32 protein-coding genes are annotated in these 24,806 nt (G+C 65.6%); 8 read left to right on the top strand and 24 right to left on the bottom strand.

Going from position 1 to position 24,806, the window contains the following annotated elements; genetic code table 11:
- Window positions 1-554 precede the first annotated feature (554 nt).
- Window positions 555-893, top strand: coding sequence for a hypothetical protein (locus DBZ45_RS03215; protein WP_111902526.1), 339 nt, complete (start codon window positions 555-557; stop codon window positions 891-893).
- Window positions 894-1,070: 177 nt separating this feature from the next.
- Here the strand turns inward: DBZ45_RS03215 and ctaD are convergent, their stop codons facing one another.
- From ctaD to DBZ45_RS03200, 3 genes are all read right to left on the bottom strand, one after another.
- Window positions 1,071-2,816 (bottom strand): aa3-type cytochrome oxidase subunit I, encoded by a 1,746-nt coding sequence (gene ctaD, locus DBZ45_RS03210; RefSeq protein WP_111902567.1) that lies wholly within the window; start codon window positions 2,814-2,816, stop codon window positions 1,071-1,073.
- 130 nt (window positions 2,817-2,946) lie between these two features.
- Window positions 2,947-3,411: a DUF4383 domain-containing protein gene (locus tag DBZ45_RS03205; RefSeq protein WP_111902525.1), complete on the bottom strand. Its 465-nt coding sequence runs from the start codon at window positions 3,409-3,411 to the stop codon at window positions 2,947-2,949.
- A 78-nt stretch (window positions 3,412-3,489) separates the two neighbouring features.
- Window positions 3,490-3,858, bottom strand: a complete 369-nt coding sequence (locus DBZ45_RS03200; RefSeq protein ID WP_111902524.1) for a LuxR family transcriptional regulator — start codon at window positions 3,856-3,858, stop codon at window positions 3,490-3,492.
- A 110-nt stretch (window positions 3,859-3,968) separates the two neighbouring features.
- On the opposite strand from DBZ45_RS03200, the gene DBZ45_RS03195 reads away from it, so the two are divergent.
- A complete protein-coding gene (locus DBZ45_RS03195; protein ID WP_111902523.1) occupies window positions 3,969-4,898 on the top strand; it encodes an FRG domain-containing protein in 930 nt (309 codons plus the stop codon).
- Here the strand turns inward: DBZ45_RS03195 and DBZ45_RS03190 are convergent.
- Together DBZ45_RS03190 and DBZ45_RS03185 are read right to left on the bottom strand one after the other, a co-directional pair.
- Window positions 4,892-5,308: a CBS domain-containing protein gene (locus DBZ45_RS03190; RefSeq protein ID WP_111902522.1), complete on the bottom strand. Its 417-nt coding sequence runs from the start codon at window positions 5,306-5,308 to the stop codon at window positions 4,892-4,894. The two genes, DBZ45_RS03195 and DBZ45_RS03190, sit on opposite strands and share 7 nt — an antisense overlap.
- An 87-nt stretch (window positions 5,309-5,395) precedes the next feature.
- Window positions 5,396-5,818 carry a hypothetical protein gene (locus tag DBZ45_RS03185; protein ID WP_111902521.1) on the bottom strand — a complete coding sequence of 141 codons (423 nt, stop codon included), beginning with the start codon at window positions 5,816-5,818 and terminating at the stop codon, window positions 5,396-5,398.
- 556 nt (window positions 5,819-6,374) lie between these two features.
- Here DBZ45_RS03185 and DBZ45_RS03180 point away from each other — a divergent pair.
- Window positions 6,375-7,793 carry an ABC transporter substrate-binding protein gene (locus DBZ45_RS03180; protein ID WP_223256895.1) on the top strand — a complete coding sequence of 473 codons (1,419 nt, stop codon included), beginning with the start codon at window positions 6,375-6,377 and terminating at the stop codon, window positions 7,791-7,793.
- A gap of 27 nt (window positions 7,794-7,820) precedes the next feature.
- Here the strand turns inward: DBZ45_RS03180 and DBZ45_RS03175 are convergent, their stop codons facing one another.
- The 5 genes from DBZ45_RS03175 to DBZ45_RS03160 all read right to left on the bottom strand — a co-directional run bounded on the left by DBZ45_RS03175 (window position 7,821) and on the right by DBZ45_RS03160 (window position 11,789).
- Window positions 7,821-8,804 (bottom strand): ADP-dependent NAD(P)H-hydrate dehydratase, encoded by a 984-nt coding sequence (locus DBZ45_RS03175; RefSeq protein WP_190242983.1) that lies wholly within the window; start codon window positions 8,802-8,804, stop codon window positions 7,821-7,823.
- The gene (locus DBZ45_RS03170) at window positions 8,788-9,594 is read right to left on the bottom strand and encodes a histidine phosphatase family protein (RefSeq protein ID WP_440130492.1); all 807 of its coding nucleotides are present in this window, start codon (window positions 9,592-9,594) and stop codon (window positions 8,788-8,790) included. The genes DBZ45_RS03175 and DBZ45_RS03170 overlap by 17 nt, the downstream gene beginning before the upstream one ends.
- Before the next feature lie 217 nt (window positions 9,595-9,811).
- A complete protein-coding gene (locus DBZ45_RS22805) occupies window positions 9,812-9,976 on the bottom strand; it encodes a hypothetical protein (protein ID WP_190242982.1) in 165 nt (54 codons plus the stop codon).
- 25 nt (window positions 9,977-10,001) lie between these two features.
- Window positions 10,002-11,111 carry an LCP family protein gene (locus DBZ45_RS03165; RefSeq protein ID WP_111902519.1) on the bottom strand — a complete coding sequence of 370 codons (1,110 nt, stop codon included), beginning with the start codon at window positions 11,109-11,111 and terminating at the stop codon, window positions 10,002-10,004.
- Between the two features lie 54 nt (window positions 11,112-11,165).
- Window positions 11,166-11,789, bottom strand: coding sequence for an arsenate reductase/protein-tyrosine-phosphatase family protein (locus tag DBZ45_RS03160; protein ID WP_111902518.1), 624 nt, complete (start codon window positions 11,787-11,789; stop codon window positions 11,166-11,168).
- A gap of 212 nt (window positions 11,790-12,001) precedes the next feature.
- Between DBZ45_RS03160 and DBZ45_RS03155 the strand changes: the two genes are divergently transcribed.
- Complete coding sequence (locus DBZ45_RS03155; RefSeq protein ID WP_111902517.1) at window positions 12,002-13,048, top strand: alkaline phosphatase family protein; 1,047 nt, start codon at window positions 12,002-12,004, stop codon at window positions 13,046-13,048.
- On the opposite strand, the gene DBZ45_RS03150 is transcribed toward DBZ45_RS03155, so the two are convergent.
- Window positions 12,985-13,458 (bottom strand): hypothetical protein, encoded by a 474-nt coding sequence (locus tag DBZ45_RS03150; RefSeq protein WP_111902516.1) that lies wholly within the window; start codon window positions 13,456-13,458, stop codon window positions 12,985-12,987. The genes DBZ45_RS03155 and DBZ45_RS03150 overlap by 64 nt on opposite strands.
- 106 nt (window positions 13,459-13,564) lie before the next feature.
- On the opposite strand from DBZ45_RS03150, the gene DBZ45_RS03145 reads away from it, so the two are divergent.
- Together DBZ45_RS03145 and DBZ45_RS03140 are read left to right on the top strand one after the other, a co-directional pair.
- Entirely contained in the window at window positions 13,565-14,116 is a 552-nt protein-coding gene (locus DBZ45_RS03145; protein WP_223256894.1) for a universal stress protein, read from the top strand.
- Between the two features lie 72 nt (window positions 14,117-14,188).
- Window positions 14,189-14,476: a DUF6221 family protein gene (locus tag DBZ45_RS03140; RefSeq protein ID WP_111902514.1), complete on the top strand. Its 288-nt coding sequence runs from the start codon at window positions 14,189-14,191 to the stop codon at window positions 14,474-14,476.
- Between the two features lie 11 nt (window positions 14,477-14,487).
- Here DBZ45_RS03140 and DBZ45_RS03135 read toward each other — a convergent pair whose 3' ends face one another.
- From DBZ45_RS03135 to DBZ45_RS22800, 5 genes are all read right to left on the bottom strand, one after another.
- Window positions 14,488-15,162 carry a DUF6766 family protein gene (locus tag DBZ45_RS03135; RefSeq protein WP_111902513.1) on the bottom strand — a complete coding sequence of 225 codons (675 nt, stop codon included), beginning with the start codon at window positions 15,160-15,162 and terminating at the stop codon, window positions 14,488-14,490.
- 92 nt (window positions 15,163-15,254) lie between these two features.
- The gene (locus tag DBZ45_RS03130) at window positions 15,255-15,680 is read right to left on the bottom strand and encodes a hypothetical protein (protein ID WP_146617433.1); all 426 of its coding nucleotides are present in this window, start codon (window positions 15,678-15,680) and stop codon (window positions 15,255-15,257) included.
- On the bottom strand, window positions 15,667-16,269 hold the full coding sequence (locus DBZ45_RS03125) for a Rho termination factor N-terminal domain-containing protein (protein ID WP_111902511.1): 603 nt from the start codon (window positions 16,267-16,269) through the stop codon (window positions 15,667-15,669). Before DBZ45_RS03125 ends, DBZ45_RS03130 begins: the two co-directional genes overlap by 14 nt.
- 149 nt (window positions 16,270-16,418) lie before the next feature.
- Complete coding sequence (locus DBZ45_RS03120; RefSeq protein WP_111902510.1) at window positions 16,419-17,810, bottom strand: M20/M25/M40 family metallo-hydrolase; 1,392 nt, start codon at window positions 17,808-17,810, stop codon at window positions 16,419-16,421.
- Between the two features lie 17 nt (window positions 17,811-17,827).
- The gene (locus tag DBZ45_RS22800; RefSeq protein ID WP_190242981.1) at window positions 17,828-18,001 is read right to left on the bottom strand and encodes a hypothetical protein; all 174 of its coding nucleotides are present in this window, start codon (window positions 17,999-18,001) and stop codon (window positions 17,828-17,830) included.
- A 221-nt stretch (window positions 18,002-18,222) separates the two neighbouring features.
- Between DBZ45_RS22800 and DBZ45_RS03115 the strand changes: the two genes are divergently transcribed.
- On the top strand, window positions 18,223-18,735 hold the full coding sequence (locus DBZ45_RS03115) for a DUF2243 domain-containing protein (RefSeq protein ID WP_111902509.1): 513 nt from the start codon (window positions 18,223-18,225) through the stop codon (window positions 18,733-18,735).
- A 97-nt stretch (window positions 18,736-18,832) separates the two neighbouring features.
- On the top strand, window positions 18,833-19,174 hold the full coding sequence (locus DBZ45_RS03110; RefSeq protein WP_111902508.1) for a hypothetical protein: 342 nt from the start codon (window positions 18,833-18,835) through the stop codon (window positions 19,172-19,174).
- A gap of 108 nt (window positions 19,175-19,282) precedes the next feature.
- Here DBZ45_RS03110 and DBZ45_RS03105 read toward each other — a convergent pair whose 3' ends face one another.
- The 8 genes from DBZ45_RS03105 to DBZ45_RS03070 form a co-directional block, all read right to left on the bottom strand.
- The gene (locus DBZ45_RS03105; RefSeq protein WP_111902507.1) at window positions 19,283-19,510 is read right to left on the bottom strand and encodes a hypothetical protein; all 228 of its coding nucleotides are present in this window, start codon (window positions 19,508-19,510) and stop codon (window positions 19,283-19,285) included.
- Window positions 19,500-20,258, bottom strand: a complete 759-nt coding sequence (locus DBZ45_RS03100; RefSeq protein ID WP_111902506.1) for a GAF and ANTAR domain-containing protein — start codon at window positions 20,256-20,258, stop codon at window positions 19,500-19,502. Before DBZ45_RS03100 ends, DBZ45_RS03105 begins: the two co-directional genes overlap by 11 nt.
- 105 nt (window positions 20,259-20,363) lie before the next feature.
- Window positions 20,364-21,128: a GAF and ANTAR domain-containing protein gene (locus DBZ45_RS03095; RefSeq protein ID WP_111902505.1), complete on the bottom strand. Its 765-nt coding sequence runs from the start codon at window positions 21,126-21,128 to the stop codon at window positions 20,364-20,366.
- Between the two features lie 227 nt (window positions 21,129-21,355).
- Entirely contained in the window at window positions 21,356-21,574 is a 219-nt protein-coding gene (locus DBZ45_RS03090) for a CDGSH iron-sulfur domain-containing protein (protein ID WP_111902504.1), read from the bottom strand.
- A complete protein-coding gene (locus tag DBZ45_RS03085; RefSeq protein ID WP_190242980.1) occupies window positions 21,564-22,604 on the bottom strand; it encodes a glycosyltransferase in 1,041 nt (346 codons plus the stop codon). Before DBZ45_RS03085 ends, DBZ45_RS03090 begins: the two co-directional genes overlap by 11 nt.
- Window positions 22,601-23,662, bottom strand: a complete 1,062-nt coding sequence (locus tag DBZ45_RS03080; protein WP_111902503.1) for an iron-containing redox enzyme family protein — start codon at window positions 23,660-23,662, stop codon at window positions 22,601-22,603. Before DBZ45_RS03080 ends, DBZ45_RS03085 begins: the two co-directional genes overlap by 4 nt.
- 93 nt (window positions 23,663-23,755) lie before the next feature.
- Entirely contained in the window at window positions 23,756-24,181 is a 426-nt protein-coding gene (locus DBZ45_RS03075) for a MarR family winged helix-turn-helix transcriptional regulator (RefSeq protein ID WP_111902502.1), read from the bottom strand.
- 6 nt (window positions 24,182-24,187) lie between these two features.
- Window positions 24,188-24,806: DUF3618 domain-containing protein (locus DBZ45_RS03070; protein WP_111902501.1), on the bottom strand; the 619-nt coding region annotated here is incomplete at its 5' end.

Here is a 24,806-nt window from a genome sequence, read left to right as displayed (position 1 = left end):
CCTGAACTCGCGTCAGCAATAAGGAACCCACACAAGCCTTTGAGGGGGAAGCATGACCATCCCGCCAGTGCACGAACCAGAGCCGTTCCCGCCCGAGCCCGGACCGGATCCGATGCGGCCGGACCCGTCCCGTCCCGCACCTCCGAACCCCATTCCCACGCCGGAGCCGCCCGGCCCGCTTCCGGTGCCGGACCCCGGGCCCGAGCCGCTGCGCCCCGACCCGACCCGGAGTTAGCCCGACCTGCAGTTAGCTGCCCGCCCGGCCGTCCGCCGTCGTCGAGCACGTGAGGAAGCCCGGCGGCACGGCCGGGGGAAGCGCAGAACGGCTGGGGGCGCGCAAAACACCCGGGGACACGCAAACGGTCCGGCGAGGCGGGAATTCCCGCCTCGCCGGACCATTCGCCTGTCATGGACCCAACTGCGTCGGCCGCATGCTGAGCGGCGCGGAAATGTCCCATTTCCGCAACATTCAGGATTTTCCTGTTACCTGAGTCACATGCAGGCTAGGGTTAGATCCGGTCGCAGCGTCGCGGCCGCGCATGAGGGGAGAAGTTTTGAACCAGAAGCTCAAGGTACTGGTCCGCGTGGACCTTGACTGCGGTGAGGCTCAGGTCGCCGCCCAGGGACATGTAACCGCCCAAAGCATCCAAGCTCTTTACGTCGTTATGAAGCGCGCCAACCACCTCCGTCAGGGCCTGCAGCTCGTCGTCGATGTCAGCCACGCCCGGGTCGAACCCGTCGCACTTGAACAGCTGCGGGAATGCTCCAAGACCCACCACCTGCCGCGTTCCATTGATCCGCAGCAGTCCGAATGCAACGTCCGCGTCCTGGCCCCGGCCGACGGCGGTATGGGCGCCGGGGCGGGCCGCTTCCCGGTCGCGGCGGCCGCTTGAACCGCCGCAAGTTAGCTGAACTCACTACAGTTGCGCATCCCTAAACACAGCCACCTGAACTGAACACAGCTACGTAAAGGCACAGCGAGGCCCCGGATTCCCCAAGGAGTCCGGGGCCTCAGTTTGTGCCGGAAGGTGCTTCCCCAACGGCTGGCCAGAATGCCAGGAGCCGCCGAGTCAGACGTCCGGGTTCGGGTTCTTCACGTCGCGCTCGCCGATGTCTGCAGCACCAAGAGCGTCAGCCACAGGGGAGTGCACGGCGTCGTGCTCGCGAACGCGCAGCTCGGGATGGTGCAGGTCCAGGGCGGGACGTTCGGAGCGGATGCGCGGCAGGGACGTGAAGTTGTGCCGCGGCGGCGGGCAGGACGTGGCCCATTCCAGCGAGGCGCCGAAGCCCCACGGATCGTCGACTTCCACTTTTTCCCGGCTCCGGGCGGTGATGAAGACGTTCCAGAAGAACGGAATCAGCGACGCGCCCAGAAGGAAGGAGCCAAAAGTCGAGAACTGGTTCATCGCCGTGAAGTTGTCCTGAGGCATGTAGTCGGCGTAGCGGCGGGGCATGCCTTCAACGCCGAGCCAGTGCTGGATCAGGAAGGTGCCATGGAAGCCCACGAGGAGCATCCAGAAGTGGATCTTGCCAAGGCGCTCGTTGAGCATCTTGCCCGTCCACTTCGGCCACCAGAAGTAGAAGCCGGCGAACATCGCGAACACTACCGTCCCGAACACCACATAGTGGAAGTGCGCCACCACAAAGTAGGAGTCGGAGACGTGGAAGTCCAGCGGCGGGGACGCCAGGATGATGCCCGTCAGGCCGCCGAACAGGAACGTAATGAGGAAGCCAATGCTCCACAGCATCGGTGTCTCGAACGTCAGCGAGCCGCCCCATAGCGTGCCGATCCAGTTAAAGAACTTCACGCCCGTGGGGACCGCGATGAACATGGTCATGAGGGCAAAGAACGGCAGCAGCACGGAACCGGTGACGTACATATGGTGCGCCCAGACCGTGGCGGACAAGGCCGCGATGGCGATGGTTGCGTAGACCAGGCCCTTGTAGCCGAAGATCGGCTTGCGGCTGAAGACCGGGAAGATTTCGGAGACGATGCCGAAGAACGGCAGCGCGATGATGTATACCTCGGGGTGCCCGAAGAACCAGAACAAGTGCTGCCACAACAACGCCCCGCCGTTCTCGGGGTCGTAGATGTGAGCGCCGAAGCGGCGGTCCGCACCTACGCCGAACAGCGCGGCGGCCAGCGGCGGGAAGGCCATGATCACCAGGACCGAGGTGATGAAGGTGTTCCAGGTGAAGATTGGCATCCGCCACATGGTCATGCCGGGAGCGCGCATGCAGATGATGGTGGTGATGAAATTGACCGCACCCAAGATGGTCCCGAAGCCGGACAAGGCCAGGCCGAAGACCCACAGATCACCGCCAACGCCCGGTGTAAACGTGGTGTTGTTAAGCGGCGCGTACGCCGTCCAGCCAAAGGAGGCGGACCCCTGCGGGGTGATGAAGCCGGACACCGCAATGGTGGAGCCGAACAGGAAGAACCAGAAGGCCAGCGCGTTCAGCCGGGGGAACGCGACGTCCGGTGCGCCGATCTGCAGCGGCATGATCACGTTGGTGAACCCGGCGAACAGCGGGGTGGCGAACATCAGGAGCATCACCGTGCCATGCATGGTGAACATCTGGTTGTACTGCTCCTTCGTCACCAGTACCTGCATGCCGGGTTCGAAGAGTTCGGCGCGGATGATCAAAGCCATCACGCCGCCAAGGCAGAAAAACACGAAAGAAGCGATCAGGTACATGTACCCGATCGTCTTGTGGTCGGTGGAGGTGATCCACTTGACCACCATGTTGCCTTTTCGGCGGGGCACCACGCGAGGAGCCTCAGTGGTGCTGGCTGGTTGCTGATATGCGGTCATCTTCTGCCACTCCCCGGCATCGCGCTTCATCGCCCCGTTTGGTGCGGGGGTGCCGGCAACACCGTGAGCGGTTCACAGAACCGACGGCATCAGGATAGCGCCTGCGGCACCCCCGCAAAAGGTTTACTGATTAATGGCCCGTGGCGGGACCGTGGACCCTCCGCGTGTTGCGGGAGAGCAGCAGGGCCAGTCCGATCATGCCGACGCCCAGCAGGAAGTGCAGCCAGTTGTCAGCCATGTTGACCGGAACGAAGTTTGCTGCGGTGTCGTGGCCGATCAGCAGGCCATACAGCCACAGGACGAGATAGATGGCCCCGCCGTAAAGCAGGTAGTTCTTTGCCTGTCCCGGCGTCCGGGCCATGAGCAGGCCGGCAACGCCGAAGAGCAGGTGGACGATGTTGTGCAGGATGGATACCTGGAAGACGCCCAGGAGCATGGCTTCGGAGGCGGGTCCGGCCATTCCCAGCGACGGGTAGTTCGACGTGATGCCGGGAATGAAGCCGAGGATGCCGACGAGCAGGAATACTGCTCCGACGGCCTGGGCGGCCCTTTGCAGCCGGGACCTTGCACCGGCCGCGCTGTCCATGGTGGTCATGGCGCCTACTCCTTAATTGGAAGTGGTGAAACGGCTACTCTGATGTGCCCTGTTATGGAAGCCCGTTCTCGGCGGCGCTTAGACCACGGTTTTGTTCCCGCGGCGGCGTCGCCAGACAAAGATGACGATCAGGGTGACAATCAACACCGCCGCGATGACGTACGGGGCGTAGTTGAGGCGGTTGGCTTCCGATTCGGCCGGTTCTCCTGTGCCTGGGTTGGCCGGAGGCTCCGACGGGGTTGCGGACGGGGACGATGTTCCGGTGGGCGCCGGCGTTCCGGCGGCATCGGACGTTCCCGTCTGGACCGGGACAGCTTGAACTGCCCCAGCGTGGACAGCCGCTGTTGCGGCCGTAGCTGATGGCCCTGCATACGACGGCGCCGCGAGCGATAGTCCGGCACCGGCAAGGGCAAGTACGGCGGTGAAAGTGGCAAGCGCTCTGCGCATAAATTCTCCTGCGGTTGTCCAATGCTGGCATGAATATAGTAAGCATGATTAGTATCTGAAGATAAGTACCCGGCGCAACTCGTGTTGGTGCCAGTCCAAAAGGCGGTTCTGTGGGAAACGGGCAGGAAGTCCAAGTTGGAGATCTTCAGGAGCTGGTCTTTGCCCTGACCCAGGACCAGTGGCAGCCGTCGGAGGCCAAGTACCGCATCAACATCGCCTACCGCGGCCTCTCCTCGGACGACTACCCGCTGGAAACCGGCCTCGCGAGGCTGCAGGCTGAAGCCGCCGGCGGCTTGGAGCAGCACCTGCTCCGCAACTTCAAGAAGTACGCCCACCGGAATGCCACGCCCGGCGATTCGCTCTGGAACTGGCTGAGCGTCGCGCAGCACCACGGACTTCCCACCCGCCTGCTCGACTGGACGTTCTCGCCGTACGTCGCACTCCACTTCGCCACCTCGAACCCGCGGGGCTACGGGCGGCCCGGTGTGGTTTGGTGCGTGGACTACGTGGCGGCGCACGAGCTGCTGCCGTCGGGCCTGCGGACCCATGTGGAGCCGCTGGGCCACGGCCTGTTCACCACCGAGATCCTCACCTCTGCCGCTGAGTCGCTGGAAGGCTTCGATGAATACAGGTCCGACGACGGCGGTGGCGTCCCGCTGTTCTTTGAACCTCCGTCACTGGATGACCGGATCGTCAACCAGTCCGCCGTGTTCTCGATCATGACGGATCCGGAGGCTTCGCTGGCGGACTGGCTGGCGGAGCATCCGGAGCTGTACCGCAAGGTGGTGTTTCCGGCTGAGTTGAAATGGGCCATCCGGAACCACCTGGACCAAGCAAACGTCACCGAACGTGTGCTGTTTCCCGGCCTCGACGGGCTGTGCCGCTGGCTCGCCCGCTATTACGGCGACCGCCCCGAGCAGGTGTACCCGGACGCCCAGATTTCGCCCACCGAGCCTGCCGAACCCGAGCCTGCTGACAGGGGCGACGGGCAGCCCGATTCCGGCGGTGGGCAGCCCGACACCCGGTCCGGCGCTCAGTAGGAGATGAACTCCACCAGTTCGCCCACCCGGTCCTCAGGGTAGTTCCTGGCAATATCGGCCTGGCTGAGCATTCCGACCAGCTCGTGTCCGTCGATGACCGGCAGCCTGCGCACCTGGTGCTGCTGCATGGTCCTGATGGCTTCCTCGACTGTGTCGTCGGCGCCGATGGTCACGGGCTTGCCCTCGGCGAGATCGCCTGCCTTGGTGCTCTTGGGGTCGCCGCCTTCAGCCAGGCATCGGACCACGATGTCCCGGTCGGTCAGCATGCCCTTGAGCCGGTTGTCTTCGCCGCAGATCGGGAGGGAACCAACATCGAGGTCCTTCATCTTCCTGGCCGCCTGCTCCAGGGTTTCGTTGGCGCCGATGCACTCCGCCCCGCCGGTCATGATGTCGCGTGCCAGGATGGACATTTGCCGTTCTCCTCACCTTCGTAGCTAGTACGACGGCGGGCTGCCGCCGCTCCCTGCCGACCTCTTCCGGTCAGTGCGGGTCCTTGTTCAGTCCGGCACTTCCATCTGGAACCCGCAGGCGCAGTGCAGCAGCCGGGTGGGCAGATGCACGTCGTGGATGGTGCGGTGCCGGCCCAGCTCCGAGCCGAAGATGCTGCTGGTTCCCGAACTGACCGAAGTCATCGGCGCGCCGCAGTGGAAGTATTCGCCGCCAAATTGCAGCACCCCCAGCACCTGGCCGTGACGGTTCAGCACACCTGCCACGTCGTGGACGCCGGCCGGGTGTGCGTAGAAGTGGTCGCATTCGACGCACGTGTAGGAGACGTCCACCAAGCCGTCCTGAGGGGGATGAAGGGCCTCGATCGATTCGACGATCAGGTGTTCATCCGTCTGGCACTCGGAACACCACAAGGGGTCGCCGGAGGGACGCTGCGCTTCGCCGGGCAGTTGGGCGTTGGAGATGGTCGTCATTGACGTGCTCCTGTTAAGGGGGCATCGGTGCCCTGCTGCTTGAGCTCAATCCCACGCTTAAAATACTCCCGTCCAGCCGGGCCGAGCAATAGCACCCCCAGCCGGCGGAGAGGCCGCCGGAACAGCCGGCCGGCCGCCGTCGTTCGCCCTGAAACCCTGCCCCAGCGGCCGGGTATCCGCAAGGAAAAAATCCGCGGCCGAACCCTTGTGGCGTGAAGGACGGGGTGCTATAAAACAGCTACCGCCAGCCGATGCGGCTGGCGGTGAACGGGAGGACACGGGGCTTCAAATCGGCTGCCAGAAGGGCGGTTAGCCCGGGAGCACGCCACCGCGCCAAATAGCGCACGGCAGCAGCATCCGGATCCTCTCGCGGGCGGTCTCCGGCTCACAGAGCGGGGGCCGTCCCTTCATGTGCGCTGAGCGTCGCGGAAGCCCCGGCCCTACTGACAGTCGGGGAGCAATTGGATACGCTTTTACTACAGGTCTCTTAGTGGTGCGCGGGGGTTCGTCGCCCGGCGTGCATTCATACTGCGGCACCGTTTGGCAGGAGCGCCAGGTGAATAGGACCAGAAGCCACGTCAGGGCGGGCGTTCTAGCGGCGGTGTCCTTGGCGGCGGCCTTCTTAGTGGCGTGCACGTCCGGCAACGGTCAACCACCCGCGCCCAGCCCGGACACCGACCACCACAACATCACGGTCTGGACCACCGAGACGTTGCCGGACCGCATGGCCAAGCTTCGGGTCGTCATCGAGGATTTCACCTCGGCCACAGGCATCAAGGCTGACCTTGTGGGTGTGCCCCCGCACCGCTTCAACCAGGTCTTGACGTCCTCAGCCGCCTCAGGAGACCTTCCCGACGTGATGGCTTCCCTGTCGCTGGGGCAGGTCCGGACCATGGCGGCGGCCGGCCACATCAACTACAAGACAAACGCGGACATAGTGCAAAGCCTCGGGGAACAAACGTGGACCGCCCGGGCACTCGAACTGACCCGCGAAAACGGCCACCAGCTGGCCCTTCCCGGCTCCGCCTGGCAGCAGCTGATCTATTACCGCAAGGACCTCTTCGTCGCGGCTGGATTGAAGGCGCCCCGGACGTACGCGGACATTGTTGCCGCGGCCAGGAAGCTGAACTCTCCGGAACTGGCGGGCATTGTCGCGGCCAACAAGACCGGCCAGGCTTTCACGCAGCAGTCCTTTGAGCACATTGCGCAGGGCAACGGCTGCGAGATGGTCGATGCCAAGGGCCGCATCACGTTCGACAGCCCGCAGTGCGTGGCGGCGCTCGCCTTCTACCGCGACCTGCTCAGGGACTACTCCAGGCCCGGCGTCCAGGACGTTGATACGGTGCGGACCGCGTACTTTGCAGGCAAGGCCGCCATGGCGATTTGGCCCACGCACATGCTGGATGAGCTGGCCGGCACGCGCGTCGACGCGCGGCCCAGCTGCCCCGAATGCAGCAAAGACCTGCTGTTCCTGGCGCGGAACACCGGGGTAGTTGCCGGCCTTCAGGGGCCGGACGGACAGCGTCCGGCGCACTTCGGCGAGGTGATTTCGTGGACCGTGACAGCTGATTCGGATACCGAACCTGCCCGCCGGTTCGTGGAGTACTTCCTGACCGACGGCTATGCCGAATGGCTGGCAATCGCTCCGGAGGAGCGGATTCCCGTGCGCTCCGGCAGCGCTGCAAATCCGGCCGAGTACGCGGAGGCCTGGATGTCCATTCCCGTGGCAGCGGGAAGTACCGAGCGTTTCGGCAGCGTCTACGCAAAGGACCTTCTCTCCACCGTGCTGCAGGGCTCCGCAGACCTGGAACACTGGGGGATTGTCCAGGGGCAAGGCGACCTTGCCGCTGCTGCCATGAGCGAACTGCCAATAGCAAAAGCCGTCAGCGACGTTGCAGCGGGCCGGGCTGAGCCGCAGGCCGCAGCGACCAAGGCCGCCGCGTCCCTCCGGTCCATCCTGAAATTGATGAAGTGAGCCAGTGACCTGAGCGGCCGGGTCAGCCTAAGTGGCCAGTTCCATCATGAGCGGGGGCAGTTCGTCGGCCAGTTCCCGAGCCAGATAGCCCAGGCTGCCCACCCGGCTGGCGAGCCTATCGCCTGCCGCGGCGTGAAGGTGCGTGCCCCAGCAGGCGGCCTGGGCGTCGCTGGTGCCCCGCGCACGGAGCCCGGCAATCGCACCCGCCAGAATGTCGCCGCTGCCGGACGTCCCTAGCCCGCCGTATCCGGTAGTGATTTCCCAGTGGTCTCCGGTGTCCGGGGAGTCAGCGCCGGGGGAGCCGGTTCCCTGTGCGCCGCCGTCGGGGTCTCCCATGCCGGGAGGTCCGGCTATGACGCCCTGGCAGCTCACCACCCCGCGGTACTTGCGGGCGAGCTCGACGACATCGGCCGCCAAGTCCCCGGTATCCCCGCCCAGCAAAATCCCGGCCTCGGTGGGGTTCGGCGTGAGGATCAGCCGCCCCGCCCAGGGGCCCAGTTCGTCAAGCAGCCGGGGGAGGGCGCCCAGGGCGTAGGCGTCGAGCACAATTGTTGGAGCATCACCCGGATCCCGGGAGGAGTCATGCCGCAGCAGGCCGCGGAGGAGCGCCTCGGTCTGCTCGATGTCGTCCAGGCCCGGGCCGATCAGGACGGCATCTGCACCGTCGAAGTCCTCGAGCAGGTTTTCCAGCCCGGCATCACCCACGGAACCGCCGGCGGACTGGGGCAGTCCGATCACCCCTGCCTCCGGCAGGGTCACCGCCAGCTGAACGGCTACTGACTCCGCTACGGCCAGTGTCACCCGGCCGGCTCCGGCGCGCAGTGCGGCGGTGCCGGCGAGCAACGCGGCACCCGGAGTCCGCCTCCCGCCGCCGATGACCAGCACCGCGCCGCGGGAGTATTTGTCGGAACCGGCCGAGGGCAGCGGCCAGCTCCGCAGCAGCGTTGGTGTGATCAGGGTGGCAGCCGTGCCTGCGGCAGGCGCCCTGGCAGGCTCAGCGCGGGTGGACATTGGCGTCCCCGGAGTGTTCGGTCACTTCGACGCCCTGCTCCATGAGGTGGTCGGCCACGTTGAAACTGTCCAGCGTCCACGGGCCCACACCGTCCGGCCGCACATAGCGGGTCAGCGAGGCGTTCAGGACCGGAGTGCTGGCGGCCACGTCCAGGAGCTCCCGTTCGGACATGCCTTCGAGGATGTAGCGGAACAGCATGACCACGGCGTCATGGCAGACGAGCATCACCCGGTGGCCGCTGCCCAGCGCGTTCAGTTCCCCGATCACGGAGCGCAGCCGCAATGCCACGTCCGCCCAGGATTCCCCGCCCGGCGGGCGGTAATAGAACTTGCCCAGCCACCGCCGTCGTTCTGCTTCCTGGGGAAGCCGGGTTTCCACGCCAAAGGCGGTGAGCATGTCAAGGATGCCCAGTTCGCGGTCGCGAAGGCGCTCGTCCGAGCGGACGGGGACGGGCCAGCCCGCCGTCTCCACGGCGATCTCCGCCGTCTGGTAGGCCCGCATGTACGGGGAGGAAATGACGACGTCGGGCCGGCGGTCCTCGGGAACCTCCGCCAGTGCGCGGCCCAGGGCCGTCACCTGCTCCCGCCCTGTGGAGGAGAGTTCGACGTCGGCATCACGGGCCGGGACCGCGATCACCTCGGCTCCGGAAACCGTTGCGTCGGTGGCGGCCACATTGCCCTGGCTCTCGCCGTGCCGGATCAGGATGAGTTCCACGGCACCGGCGGTCCAGGCAGCGGGTACCGGGGCATCCTTGTGCGTTCCGTCAGCGGAGGTTCCGTTCTGTCCCACGATTGCACTCCCGTTCAGCCTAGGCCTGCGAATTTTCCACGTTACTAGTGCCGTACCCGGAATGTCAGCAGAGTAACCACCCGCCGCAAAACGCCACACGCTTCCTCACTTTTCGCCGCTAATCAGGAGACGCTCTCGCACCCGGTGAGAGAGCGTCCGCTCAAAACCCGCAGGGAGTGATAGAGCGTCGGGGAAGGCGGCAGGATGTGAGGAGGCGTCAGGGGATGCGTTTGCCGCCGGAGCGGTTGAGGAAGAACACCAGCACGGCCGCCAGCAGGAGGACGGGCGCCACCCACAGCAGGAAGGCCACCGCCTTGATGACGGCACCCACGATGAAAAACGCCACCGCGACAGCAACGATGATCCATAAAAGTTTTCTCATCGAATTCCCCTTATCTGCGAGCGTCTCACTTCCCCAGCGCGGCGGCGTACTGCCCCACCCGGTCCTGCCTCAGCGCCGCCCCAACCTGGGCCATGGCGCCATAGTCCGGCAGAATAATCGACTGCCCGTCGGTGCTGGTCCCAAATCCGGCTGTCGGAAGCGTGAAGGAGACCGCGTCCTCCACCCGGACATTGCGCAGGCTGTAGGCGAGGCTGGCCAGGGTCGCGGCGTTGAGGCCCTTGTCCACCGTGATGTACTTGGACGCCGTGCTGACCAGCTTATAGAGCGTCACCGGGTTCGCCAGGGTGCGGGCTGAGAGGAGCTTGCCCAGCGTGGAGCGGAGGAAAAGCTGCTGGTTCGCGACGCGCTGGAAGTCACCGTCGGCAAACGCGTAGCGTTCGCGGACGAATTCGAGGGCGCGCTGGCCCTTGAGCCGGTTCACTCCGGCGGGAAAGTGCTGGTGCGTGTCATGCGTGGAGGTGAAGGCCTCCCGGACGTTCACATCCACGCCGCCAAGCGCCTCGGTGATTCCCCTGAAGCCTTCAAAATCGATCATGACGGAGTGCTGGATCTTCTGCCCGAACAGGGATTCCACTGTTTTCACGGCGAGCGGCATGCCGCCCTGCTCCAGCGAGGCGTTGATCTTGGCTTCGCCGTACCCAGGGATCGGAACCCACAGGTCGCGCATGAGCGAGATGCCGTAGGCGTGTCTGCCGTCGGCCGCGAGGTGCACCAGAATCATGACGTCAGAGCGCTGGTTCGGCAGGCCGTTGGGCGTGGGGGCGTCACCTTTACGGTGATCGCTGCCGATGAGCAGGATGTTCATCGGCAGCGTGGGCGGGGGTGGCGGTTTCACCGGTTTTGGCGCCGGCTTCACCGGTTGGGCCGCCGGTTTGCTGGGCGAGGGTGCGGCCGTCTGCGGCGGAGTTTCCGGGGCCGCGCTGACCTCTGTCTTGGCGGTCTGGGTATTCCAGATCTGTGCCACATTGAACAGGAAGCCGCCGGCCACCAAGGCAATCCCCAGCAGCCCTGCCAAAACTATGTTGCGTATGGTCCGCTTGGGTTTGGCGCCGCCATTGGCGCCTGGAGCGGGGTCGCCGTTGCCCCCTGCTCCCGGACTGTTCCGGGATTTCATGATCGGACGGTACCACCAAAAGTCGCTCGTGAGAACGACGGCGGCCGGCCGGTTTTAGGAGGGCGCGTTCAGCCGGGCGAAACGCAGGATGGAGATGATCGCCGGGGCCAGTTCGTCTTCCATCTGCCGGTAGTACTCGTCGCTGCGGCGGTAGGGGTCGACGACGTCGTTGTCCGCGGCGTCCGGGGCCAGCGCGAGGTGCCGCACAGATGCTGCCCGGGCGGGAAGCTTGCGCCACAGCTTGGTGTTGGCCGCGAGCCGTTCCCCGTTAAGGCCGCCGCTCCGGGGTAACTGGTCCCCACGTTCCTCCAGGACATCGAGCATCCTGGCAAACTCGCGGATGGTGAAGGTGCGCTTCAGCAGCGAGGCATCCAGCTGCAGCACCTCGCCCCGGTGCCCCGACGTCATGGTGAGGACCAGGTCCACGTTCCGAAGAATCTTGCCCGACAGCTGGCGTGCCGCGAAGCCCTCCGCCGTGCCGCCGAAGGTGTGGATGATATCCGCGGAGAGCGGCTGCACGGGCTCGCCCACCAGGGCACGGGTTCCGGCGCTGCGCACCTCGAAGCCGCCGGGGAGCACCTGGTCAAGGCCTGCCTGGAGCAGGCGTTCCGCCACGGGGGAACGGCAGATGTTGCCCGTGCAGACGGTCAGGATTCGGACTGGCGACGGCGATTCCACGTATTGGCTCTCTCAGTCTGGCGCGCAGGACAGGTCTGTCCCACAAATTCAACTTAACACGTGAGCCAGCCCGCCTTCCGGAGGAAGGTGGTGCGCCCTCCCAAACAACTCCCAGCTTTCTTTCATGCTGCTGCCGGGACAGCGGTGCCAGCATGGAGCTTGCACCTAGAGCCTGGACCGCGAACCAACGCTGCTGCAGAAGGCAGGATTCAATGCGAGCTGCCCTGATTAACCGCTGGCTGGTGGTGGCCGCGCTCACGGGCCTTACTGCCTGCGGAGCTGGTCCGTCGCCGTCGCCCACGGCGGCAAGGCCGGGGCACGTGTTCGTGGTCAACCTGGAGAACAAGTCCTTCCGGGATGTCTGGAACGACCAGTCGGATGCAAAGTACCTGTCCCAGACCCTGCGCCCGCAAGGCGTGCTGCTGAGCCGGTACTACGCAATCGGGCATGCCTCCCTACCCAACTACATCGCCCAGATTTCGGGACAGCGCCCAAACGCCGCCACCAAGGGCGACTGCCCGGGCTATGAGCCGTTTGACTCGAGTGGCACGGCACCGCTGGGCCAGGCGAAAGGCCGGGGCTGCGTGTACCCCGAGTCCGTGCAGACCGTTGCCGGCCAGTTGAGCGCGGCAGGGAAGACCTGGAAGGGCTACATGGAGGATATGGGCACCCCGTGCCTCCATCCGGAGCCGGGCGCCCCGGATTCGAACCATGCTGCCCAGGAGGGCAGCCAGTACGCCACCCGGCACAACCCGTTCGTGTACTTTGCCGCGATCACGTCGTCGCCCGAGTGCCAAGCCAACGACGTCGACTTCTCAAACCTCGCCACCGATCTCGAAGCCGTGGCAACCACACCGAACCTGTCCTACATCAGCCCCAACCTGTGCAATGACGGGCACGACAACCCATGCGTTGACGGGCGGGAAGGTGGCCTGGTGTCCGCGGACGCATGGCTACGCGAGCATGTTCCGGAGATCCTGGCCTCGCCGGCGTACAAGCAGGACGGGATGCTGGTCATCACCTTCGACGAGGCGGAGGGGAAGGAACGCGCGGACGCCGCGGTGCCCGGAGGAGCGGCGGGCGGACGGATCGGGGCGCTGGTGCTTTCACCGCTGGCCAGGGCAGGCACCACCTCGGACCGGTTGTACAGCCACTACAGCCTGCTGGCCAGCATCGAGGACACCTTCGGCCTGCCCTATCTGGGGTACGCCGCGGCCCCCGGGCTGAACCGCTTCGGGTCCGATGTATTCAGCCGCTGAACAAGCAGACCTGTCAGCAGCGCCGCGGCAACGTGTGCGTACAGCAGCACGTGCAGGGGCTGGGTTGGCGCACCTCCAAGCAGCAGGCCGGGACCGGTGAACTGCGCTGCATCTGCATGTCCGTGGGCGGCCAGGGTGGTGGTGGCCAACGGGTTGGAAAAGAATGCGAATGCCCAGTGAATGACCTGCTGTCCAACTCCGGCCAGCACCAGCAGGGCCCAGTTCGGAACACCGAAGCGGGTGACGACTGTGCCGGCCAGGCTCAGCAGCGCGGCGGTGGCGACGACGATCGGCAACGCAGGCACGGGATGGCCGGACAGAGCGTGGATGACCAGACCCAGCACAACGGTGACGGACCCGAAGAGCCAGCCGGCAACAGCAACCTGCGTGCGACTTCCACGTTCCGCCATGCGACCATCCTCCACCTGCTTGCCCGCCGGTGCCAGTGGGTCCTAGTAGGCTGGCAATGAGAGTCACCCCGATCTGCCGTGAGGACAGTGTGGAATGGCATCACTCATGAATGAGCCAGCAAGGAAGGCCGGTTCCCCGGGCGGGGAGGACGAATTCGTCCCCCAGCGTATTGCCGGCCCGGTGGTGGCCGGCGTCGTGCCCGGCCAGCCGTCCGCCGTCGTGCAAAGCGCCGCCCGGTTGGCGTACTCCCTGAACGTCAAGCTCATCTGTGCCTATGTGGACATCACCTCCTACCTCAGCAACGAACGGGACGACCAGGACCTGCTGCAAACCGCCGGGCAGGAGGGAGCGGTTGACGACGCAGAGCAAACGAGCGCCCATCTGAGGGAGCACCTGCAGGCCGTCCTCGGCAAGGCCGGAATCCGCTGGTCGCTCCTGACCCTTGTCGGGGAACCCGCGCGGGCGCTGGCGCGGCTGGCCGATTCGGCGGATGCCTCGGTCATTGTGGTGGGCACGCGCGAAGGCAGGGTGGGGGCCCGGCTGGAGCAGTTGCTGCTCGGCTCGGTGGCGGTCCACCTCACGCACCGGCAGACCCGCCCGGTGGTGGTTGTTCCGCTCGGTCCGCAGAGACGGCACCGCCCGAAGGAGGACGCCTGACGCTGTTCCGACCCGATTGACGGTCCAACACAACCACCATCACCCAGACAAGCTGAATGCGAGGGACTTCATATGGCCGACCTGATCGATTTCCTGGAAGCGCGGATCGCCGAGGACGAGGCGGATGCCCGGCGGGGACTGGAGACGGAGGGATCGGCGGGGCCCGTCGTCGGCTGGTTCACTCCCGGGCGCGTGCTTTCGGAATGCGCGGCCAAACGGACCATCCTGGGGAACGTCCCGCTGGTCACCGATGTCCCCACCGCCATCGGCGCCACCAGCGAGTACGTCCTGATGTCCCTCGCCGCCGTTTACAAGGACCATCCGGATTACCAGGAAGGCTGGGCAGTCGACGGGCTGTGAGGCGGCGCTAGCTAGCCGGTGGTGCCTGTGTCGTCGTGCGCCGAGCCCACGGGCTTGGACTCCGGGGAGCCGCGCTGGCGGAGGTAGATCGACAGGACCACCATGGAACCGACGGCGAGGAACTCGGACTGCCAGTTCTGCAGGGTCCGGTTCCAGAACTCCGGCGATGCGATGTACTCGCCCCAGCTGACCGGCTGCTGGAAGTTCTGGATCTGTTCCTGGTTGTAGTTGCTGTTCCCGGCAATCGATTGGACCAGCCAGGACAGGAGGAAGATCAGCCCCATGGTGAGTCCCAGCGAGTTGGAGTACAGGGTCTGCCGCCAGCCGGAAACCCGCGCCCACTTGGGGGATTTCGCGTTGCTGTACTCGCCCACGAGCTGTTCTTTGTCCGACTCCGGGCCGGGCTCGTTCAGTTCCTTGGACTCGGGAGACCCCTTCTGCACCAGCCAGATGGTCGCGAAGATGTAAAGCAGGAACTGCAGGTACTCGGACTGCCAGTTCTCCGAGACGTCCACGGCAAAGTTCGACGACACCAGGTACTGCGCGAAGCTGATTTCCTCCAGCCCGGAGGCCACCTGCTCCTCATTGAAGAGGGCGTGGCCGGTGAGCGCCTGGCCCAGCAGGGCCAGGAGGAAGATGAGGCCGAAGAAGAGGCTGAGGCCGTTGTTTCTGAGTGCTTTTTTCACGGTCCGCCTATCCCCGAATCAGCCCGATGGCCGCCATGTAGGCCAGTCCGCCGAAGATCAGGATGAGATACAGGGCAAAGCTCCAGCGCATTCTATTTGCCTCCCACTTCGCAGGTGTACGGTGCTTCTTCCCCGTTGGGGGTGCAACCGGCACCCGTTATTTTCCAGCCCGCGTCGGAGGCGGCCAGGAAGACGGTGTCGTGCTCGAACTCCACGAAGGCGTTCCGGCCGTACTGCTCGGTGCTCAGGAGCTTTCCCGGGTCCGTGAACTGGGCCTTTTCCAGTTGGCCCTCACAACTGCCAGCATCACCGGAGCGCGCTGTCTCCTCCCGCGTCTTGGACTGGAGCAGCGAGCACGCCGCGGTCATGTCGGATTTGACCACGTCCCGGTGGAATTCTTCAGCTGCGAGAGAGGCCGCCGTTCCCTCCGGTGCGCAACCCGAAAGTGCACAACCGGAAAGCGCGAGTAGGGCGATGAGCCCGATCCGCAGGACCGGGGCGCCCCTAGGCGTCTTCACGTTCCGGGTTTTCAAGACGGAAGAAGTTGGACTGCGTTCCGTCCGTGCGCTGCTCCTGGTAGATGAAATTCAAGCCTCGGCCGTCAAACGTCTTGAACCATTCCTCCCAGCTGACGCGGCGCAGGTTGCTGTCGTCGCCGCCAAAATCTATGCGCAGCACGCCGAGATGGTCGCCGTGTTCGGTGCCTTCAACCGTCGCAGGGCTTCCGCCGCGTTCCTCGGCCCACTGCCTGATGACCTCGTGGTGCGTCGTGGCCAGGCTGCGGCCCTCCCGTTCGGGTTCGTCCTCTGTGGAGGTGACCTCCTGCGAATACTTCAACGAGCTGGATGACGCGTCTCCGTGCCGGATCTTGCCACCCTCGGGCCCGGCGCCCAGATCATCAGGGTCAGCGCCGCCGTCGTTGTTGCCCTCGCCCTGGGAACGGGCTTTGGCAACTTCCTGCACCAGTTCTTCCTTGCGCATGTTCGAGGTTCCGCCGACGTTTTCGTCCTTCGCCTCCTTGCGGAGCTCATCCACCTTCATTTCCCGCAGATCGGTTTCGCTGACGTTGGGGGTATTCGGCGTCTGGTTACCTGGCTTGTCGCTCATGGCAATTCCTCCTCGTGCAGGACGTTGACAATTACTAAGGCTACTTATTGTTTAGTCCGTGCTGGGCGCGCCGTCAAGCTGTCCCATCCGTCTGAACAGGACCATTGCGTTTTGGTCGGAGCGGCCAGGCCTCGTGCCGGCGAGCAGGATCAGCCTCGCTGCCGCCCCAGCTCGTCCCAGAGAACCGCCAGCGTCGCCACGCCCGCCTTCAGGACGTCGATGTTGACGCTTTCGTCGCTGTCATGCCAGTTGTCCTCCACCAGCCCCGTCCCGAAAAAAACCACCGGAACATTCAGTGCGGAGGAGAGAAGTTCGGCGGGTCCGCCGCCCGCGTTTCCCATCCGCCCCACGTCGCTAGCTCCGAAGCCCTTTGCCATAGCCACTGAGAGGGCGTCAACATATGCGCAGTCCGGCGTTCGGTAGGCTTCCTGGGCGGTCTCGGTTTCGATCGACAGCTCGTAGGCGTAGCGGTCACTGATGGTCGCGGCAACCCAGCGCCGGAGCTGGTCAGCGACTTCGTCCACTTTCTGCCCGGAGACGGTACGGATGCTGAGGTCCGCCGACGCCATCGAGGGAACCGCTGCCCGGGCAACGCCGATGGGGTCCCCGGCCGCCATCGCAATGACCTCGACGGCGGGACGTTCCCACAGCCGCTCCGGGACCGTGTAGCCTTCCTCGCCGCCGATGCTGCGGGTATGGGAACGCTCGAGCCAGTCCTCCGCGTCAAACGGGAGTGCGGCCAGTTCGGCGCGGCGGCGGGAGGAAATCTCCTCGACGTCGTCGTAGAAGCCCGGGAGCGTGATCCTGCCTTTTTGGTCATGCAGCTGCGCAAGCACGTGGCTGAGCTCGAAGGCAGGGTTGGGCGCGGTGCCGGATACCGCGCCGCTGTGAATGTCTGTCAGCGGACCGTAGACCTCGAGCCTGGCCCCGAGCATGCCGCGGATGCTGGTGCAGAGCGCCGGATGGCCGGCCCGCCACAGCAGGGTGTCGGAGAAGATCACCGCGTCCGCCTCCAACTGCGACCGGTGCTCCCGAAGGATGTCTGCCAGTCCCGGGGAGCCGGCCTCTTCCTCTCCTTCGACGATCACCTTGAGGTTCACGGCCGGGGCCGTGCGCCCGGTGGCGTGAAGGTGGGCGCGGAGACCCCAGATGTGGGCCATGACCTGGCCCTTCGCATCCGAACTTCCCCGGCCGTAGAGGCGGCCGTCCCGCGGCACGGGGTCGAACGGGGAGGTCTGGTCCCAGTTTTCCTCCTTGACGGCGCGGACGTCATGGTGGCTGTAGATAAGAATCGTGGGGGCGTCCGGGGATTCGGACCATTCGGCAAAGACAGTAGGACCCTCGGCCCCGTCCCAGATCTCCGTTGTGGGGAACCCGACGTCGCGCAGTTCTCCGGCCAGCCAGTTGGCTGACCGGGTCAGGTTGTGTTTCCGTTCAGGAACGCCGGCTACCGAGGGTATGCGGACCCACTCGGTAAGCCGCTCCAGCATCAGGGGAGTGTGGACGTCGACATAGTCGCGAACGCCATCGTCAATGTCCATCGGTGCTCCTGTCGAAGTTACTCAGCTGGCTTGGAGGCGCCGGGACCGGCTACGCGGCGTGCCGGCGTCCCGTGCGTGCAGTTGATGGCGTCCAGCACCACCGCGGTTAGGTTCTGGTTGTTCATCATCGTTTGGCGCTGCCTCTGCGCACCCGTCCCGGCGGTGAGGAGCTGCGCCACTCCCAGGGTCACCTGCTCCTCGCCCCCGCTGGCGGCCAGAGCGGGCCGGACATAATGCAGTTCCTAGGGGAAAGAGGCCCCTGGCCAGTGTCGCACGGGCCAGCTGCGGGTGGAGCTGACAGCCCTCCTGCACGAGCCACCATCATCGGCCCGCGCGAAGAAAACAGGCTGCTGATCACCTCAGACTATCCATGAAGTCGGGATGCCGGAAGACCGTGGGGTAGCGTACGCCTATGACCGGACAAGGACGCAGCCAGGGAGCAGCCGGAATTCCCCCGTCCAAGGCGGGGGGCATTCTCTTCGGCCTGGGTCTGGGCGGCTTTGTGGACGGCATCGTCCTCCACCAGATCCTGCAGTGGCACCACATGGTGAGCAACACGCACGATCATCCGGTGGACACGGTGCCCGGACTGGAAGTGAACACGCTCGTGGACGGGTTTTTCCACCTCGCAATGTGGTTCCTGGTCCTCGCGGCGTCGGTTGTCACCATCAGCGCCTGGCGCCGGGGGAGGCTCGCACCTAACTGGAGCTTTCATTTCGGCCTGGTAATCGCGGGCTGGGGGATCTTCAACGTCGTGGAAGGCCTCGTGGATCACCAGCTGCTCCAGATCCACCACGTCCGGGACGACCTGGGCGGCCCGCTGGCGTGGGACCTCGGGTTCCTGGCCGTCAGCCTGCTACTCATCCCTGGCGGCTGGCTGCTCCATAGGCGGGGTTTGGCTGCGCTCGCGGTCAGGAGCGCCTGACTTATGCTCCGGCACGATCACTGCTATTTTGGCAAGACTGACCGGTGCCTGCCGTCCTTGCTGGCAACGCAGGCTGTTGTTTTAGGAGGTTGCTTCAATGAACGATATTCCTGGACACGATGAACTGCCCCTCGCGGATTACGACCACATCCCCAGCGGAACCCTGCCGTCCCGGATCTCGGGGCTCGACGAGGGCGGCGTGGGCCAGTTGCTGGAGTACGAGCGGGCGCATGGCAACAGGCTTCCGGTGGTGCAGATACTGGAGCACCGCCTGGAGGCTCTAAAGGGAGGCGCGCAGCCCAGCGGCACCTCCGCTCCGGACACCCCGGAAGTGGGCCAGACCCAGACCGGCTCCAAGGTCAGCCCGGCAACATCGGGACCGTCCATCAATCCGCCCTCGCACGGCGTCCCCAACAATCCGTCGCAACAGCCCCGCTGACGCGCGCGGAACTGACTACCGACGGCCGCCCGCCAGGGCGACGGCGCTGTTAACTGACGACGGCGGGACTAACGTGGGAGCCACGGCCCTGCTCCTCCAAGTCCCGCCTCAGTCCCCGTGCGAGTTACCCAATTCGTAGATGGCGTGGTCCAGCAGGTCCCGCTGGATAGGGCGCAGCATGTACGAACCGTGCAGGTACGCCTCGATCTCCAGCGCGCCGGCGTCGCCACCGATGCTGAAGTAGTGCATCCAAAGGTCGTCGATTTCAAGCTCTGCGTGCCGGAATGCCTTGGCGGTCCGCTCTCTTTGCGCCTCTCCCTCCTTGTCAACGCTCATGGCGTCCGGCTCGGGGGTCCGTGGAAGGTTCGATGATGTTGCGGGCCACGTCGCTGAGGAGGACTTCCTCCGCGCGCGACCGCGTGATCATGACCTGCAGGGCACCATGTTCGCTCACTCGCAACCGTTCCATCAGCATGCCCTTGGCCATGTCGATAAGGCTCCGGCTGTGCAGGGCATCCTTCAGGGAATCGCTGAGGTGGGCGGCGCGTTCCCGCGCCTGGAGGTTGGACAGGAAAAGTGCCGCTGGCCCAGCCAGGAGGGACAGGACCTGCTCGCTGTGCTCGTCGAAGGCATGGGGCCGGTCTGCGTAGATTTTCAGGGCTCCAATTGCTTCCGGTTCGTTTCCCCCGGTCACGTCGGGCACCAGCATCGGGACGCTGATGCAGGACAGCAGGCCGAAGCGGGCGCTCGCGGCGCTCCACTGCGGCCAGCGTTCTTCCTGCCGGAGATCGTCCACGCGGACAGCACGAGCCCCGGCCCAGGCTGCCAGGCAGGGTCCCTCCCCGAGGTCGTACTGCAGCCGGTCCGCCTCCTCCACAAGGCTGTTCGTCGAGGCCGTGCTGGTTGGCCGGCCATGGGCGTCGATAAGCGTCCCGCCGGCACCGACGCTGCCGGCAAAGGTTTCGTGGGCGGCCTGGGCAATGCTGGCCACCGCCCTGTCCACTACTGGTTCCGTGAGCAGGAGACCCGCCACCCTGGCAAAGATCTCGGGCAGTTCGCCTGCCGTTTGGTGCTTCTGCGTCACAGGCGGGCCTCACATGTCGTCAGTATGGAAATCGTCCCCCTGCGAGGTGCATCCGGCAGGTGCTCTCCATCATAGTCAGGTGTCCTGCTGCCGCTGCCGGTGGGCTTACCGGTGCCTATCGCCATCGTGGACCTCCCGCTCCGGAAGCTTTGCGCCGTTTAGGATGTCCGTTGCTATCTGCTTCAGTCGTTGTTTGCTGGATTGAGCCATTTCGTGGAGAACCACTGCGGCCTCCTCGCGACTGCCGCGCGTCTGGACCATCACCAGGCTGAGGGCGGCGTCGATGACGGCCCTGGATTGCAGGGCGCCGTGCAGCCCTTCTGGGTGCACAGCCGGCCGGTGAACACGCAGGGCCAGGCGGAGAATACGGGAAAGAGACACGGCGTATGATTCCACCGCGGCGATCGCCGTTGTATTGAACGTGTCCGTATTGAGGGCGTAGCAGTTCAAGGCTGCCGCAGCGCCAGGGCCTGCGTCGAGGGGAACAGCGAGGATGGACGCGGCGCCGTCGTGAGTTACAGCCTGCGCGTACCGGTGCCACCGTCCGGACGTTGTGAGGTCCTCCACCAGCACCCTCCGGTCTTCCCTCAGCGCTGTGAGGCAGGGGCCGTCGTCGAACCCGTATTGTTTTTCATCCATCCGCTTGGCCGTGTCGCTGCTGCTGGCCACTGTGACGGGCCGCCCGTCGCGCTCCACGGAAATGGCACACAGCATCGCTTCCGGCGCGGCCAATTTGGCGGCAGAAAAAACCGTCAGTTCGAGGAGGAATTCGTCAAACCCAGGGCTTTCCAGCAGAAGGTCCTGCAACTGCTCCAGGGTCGGCGAAGGGAACTGTCCGGACGTCGGCGACTGGCCCGGCTCGGCGGCCATCGCGTGCCTCGATCCACTGGGAACCGGGTTGCCCCGGTCCTCTTTTACGGCCGGATACAAAGTCCGGGGACGACCGCGGACTTGTAGTGTCCGCGGTCCATGCGTTACGAAAGCGGCGGACGCGACCACAGGAACCCCGCGCTGCGGGATTCCGCTTTTAGAGGGTTGCTCCGCCTCTGCTTCTGAGCCTACTCCCTCCGGGCGGCGCAAGATACAGAGGGGCGAAGTCAGGCATCGGTGCGGAATTTGATCAGCTTGTGGGAGCCGTCGCAGTAAGGCTTGATGGCTGAGGCGCCGCAGCGGCAAAGCGCAACCGTGGTTCTTTGCCGGGGGACCGGATCGCCGGACGGGGTAACAATCTCGAAGTCTCCCCGGATCAGAATCGGCCCGTCGGGGCAGAGCACCACGGAGCTGGAGTCGCCTGGCTGCTTGGTCTCATGATCCATGTTGTGTTCCATTCTGGTTGTGGGTCCCTTGGACCGGCTGGATTTTCCCTCCGTGCCGGCACCTGAGCGCGGCTTGGGAGTGGGCGGCCGTTTTGATCCTGGCGCCCGCATAGGGAACCCCGCCGCCGGCGCGCAGCGCCAGGGCCAGCCAGACGCAGACTGCCCGTTCGAGGACCCAGAGCGGGGCAAACAAGACGGTGTCCGCCGGGAAGGCGGCCGTGCCGCCGTCGCGCCTTCTCCCGATTTCCGCTATCCCGACGGCGGCGCCGGCCAGCGCGAGGACCCACAGGGCCCGCGGTACTCGCCGTTGCGCCAGCACCACTGCCAGGACCGGCAGCGCGGCAAGCTCGGTGAACAGCCGTGCGGGCTGGGCGAAGTCGTCATAGGCCTGCCGGACGAGCTGATTGAAGAAGTGGCGGCTTGTGGGCGGCCTCCGGGCAACCAGCAACGCCGGCATCTGCTTTTCGCGGCCGCCGGCAGCAGTGACGGTCCGGATGAGCTCCAGGTTCTCGAAGAGCACACCCGCATAACCGTCCGTGGCTGCCAGTGCGGACCGGCGGACTGCCAGGGTGCCGGGGAAGTCCCCGGCGAACGCACGGTTAATCAGAGTCCTCGCAGTGTCCCAGCGTGCGTGCCAGGGCAACGGGGCGAAGTAGTTCTGCGGGCGGACCAGTTCGGCGTCGTCTAGGGCGGCGAATGCTTCGGCCAGCCCCTCACGTGTGTAGCGGACGTCGTCGTCGGCAATCACCAGCCGCTCGGCGGTGCTCCGCCTGACTGCTGTCAGAACCGCCGCCACCTTGCCGTTGCCGCCACGGGTGGCGTCGGGTGGGAGGTGACGGACCGACGCCGGGAACAGCACCCGGTGCCGGGCGAACAACTCCGCGGGGGAGCCGTCCACCACAGTTACCCGGGTCCAGGTGGCGAGCTCCGAGATGTATGCCGCGAGCTCCTCAACGCCCGAGTCCTCTGCCCAGCGCAGGGGGAGGATGTACTCCGTGTCCGGTCCCGCGCCTTCTGGTGTTGCCCTCACGCCGCTGCGAGGAGGGGCGTCCGCAGCGAGGACCTGCCGTCTTCCCACGCTTCCACGATGTGGGCGGTGAGGCGGGCGTCGACGGCAAGAGCCGCCGTCGCCCCGAACAGGATGTCCTCGAGGAGCTGTGGTTCTGCCTCTGCGAGCCCTCCCGCGAGGTCCCGGCCGGCGATTTGTTCGTGGACGGCGTCGGCTTCGACGTGTTCGTCGAAGTATTCCGTGACGTCAGCACCAAAACCGTGGCGGCGGAAGCCCCGGGCATACAGGTGGTTGGGGCGGGACGATGTCATCTCGTAAATCGCAAGGTGACCCGTGATCGCGCCGCGCAGCCGGCGGTTCAGTCCGAACAGGGACATCATGTTCACCGAAGCGAGGGCCACGGCTGGAACAGCGTCTGCATAGCTGCCGTAGCTGGTGTCGAGTCCCAGCCCTTGCATGGTCCGGGCAAACAGCGCGCTGTGCATCCGGTGCGGCCGGCCGCCTCCATACTCATCCGCCTGAATCTCCACGAGGGCGGCCTTGGGGCGCCCGGCCAACCGCGGGATCGCCCAGGTGTGGGGGTCGGCCTCCTTGAGCTGGTAGATGGATTTGTGAATGAGGAATTCTGCCAGCTGTTCGGCCGTCGCCTTCTTGGCCACGTAGCGGGAGAGGCTGGGTCCGCTATCCTGCGCAGCCAGTGCAAACAGCATGTCCGCCACTGCGTCGCTGTCCGGTTTGCCCTCGGCAGCCGGGGTCTCTGACGGGGGTCCAGCGGCCACGAGCGCGGCAGAGCGCAAGGCCTGTTCGAACGGTTCTTCCAGAAGCCGACGGACGGCGATCAGCCCGGGTTCCCATTCCCACGCGTCATCCACTCCCTCCACGCCTCCATAGTGCAGTTCGTAGAGGCAAAACAGCGCGAGCTGGAGATCGTCGTCATCGAGGATGTCATCCGTGAGTCTCGCAGCTTCGGCCGCGAGTACGAGCAGTTCTGAGTGTGCTGCCGGATCAGCTCCTGGACGGCGGGTCAGAAGGTCGATGAGCTCGGCGCTGACGGGACCGCGCGGATCGGGTCTTTTCATGGTTCTCCTAGGCCGGCGGCAGCGGTGCGGCCGGCGGATGGTATCGGGCGGTTGCAGCGTGTAGTTGGTGTCAGTGTCAGACAGAGCGGAACGCTACATCCGCAGGTCGCGGATGTAGCGTTCCAGGTCGAGGCGCAGGGCGGACTCTGTATCCGGCCTGCTCTGCGTTAGGCCCTGGACCAGGGTCTCTGCAGTCGCCAGTGCCTTCCGTCCGTCTGGCGTGAGCCGGATGTCGGTATAGCGCCGGTCATCGCTGCGTTCCCTGCTCAGGAAGCCAAGTCCCTGCAGGCGGCGGACCACCCTGCCCAGGCTTTGCTTGCTAACACAGAGCAGGGCGGCCAGATCGGAGACGGAGACGGGCTCGAGGTCCGCCACCGCCTCCAGCACATCCAGCGACCCCTTGGTCAGGCCCAGGTGCGTGAGGTTGCGGTTGATCCGCAGCTCATCCAAACGGGCAGCGATGCTGAGGAGCCGGTGCGTTGGCCAGCGTTCCGGTCCTGCCGAATGAGCCAGGCTCATGCCGGCTCACGTGTTCTGGACGTGGTCCTTGGCGTCCGTGGCGGTGGCTTTGACGTCGGAGGCGGCGGTTTGGCCTTCGTCCTTGACGTGCTGGGCGGCGTCGGCGGCGGTGGCCTTGACGTGTTCCATGGCCTCCTGGGCGGGTTCCTTCCAGCCCTGGGCCATGTCCTTGGCCGCCTCGGTGACCTGGCTGGTCATCGGCTCGGCCGCGGTCTTCAGGGCGTCGGCGGCTTCGCGTTCCTTCTGGCTCGGGGGAATCAGGGAGGAGACGAGGAGCCCGGCGCCGAACGCGATCAGTCCGGCGGCGAGGGGGTTGCCTTGGGTTTTGGCGGCGACTTTCTGGGGTGCGTCGGCGATCGCTTCGCCGGCGCCGTGCAGGGCGTTCCCGGCGGCGTCGGTGGCTTGGTGGACCCCGCCGGTGGTGGTGTGGGCGGCGTGGTGGAGGTTGCCGGTGGTGCTGTGGGTGGCGTGTTCTGCGGTGCCCATGACTTTCTCCTTGACTCCGAAGACGGCGTCCTTCACCTTGCTGGTTTGGCGGTGGACGATGTTGGAGGGGGTGACTTTGTCGGCGACGGCGTCCACGTTGGTGCCGAGGCGGGCGCGGGTTGCTTCGATGTCGGCGCGG

Origin of the sequence: Arthrobacter globiformis, assembly GCF_003261175.1 — a bacterium.
Classification (GTDB): Bacteria; Actinomycetota; Actinomycetes; order Actinomycetales; family Micrococcaceae; genus Arthrobacter; species Arthrobacter globiformis_A.
Note: the sequence above shows the minus strand (reverse complement) of the source record. Positions and strands in the feature narration are given on the sequence as shown.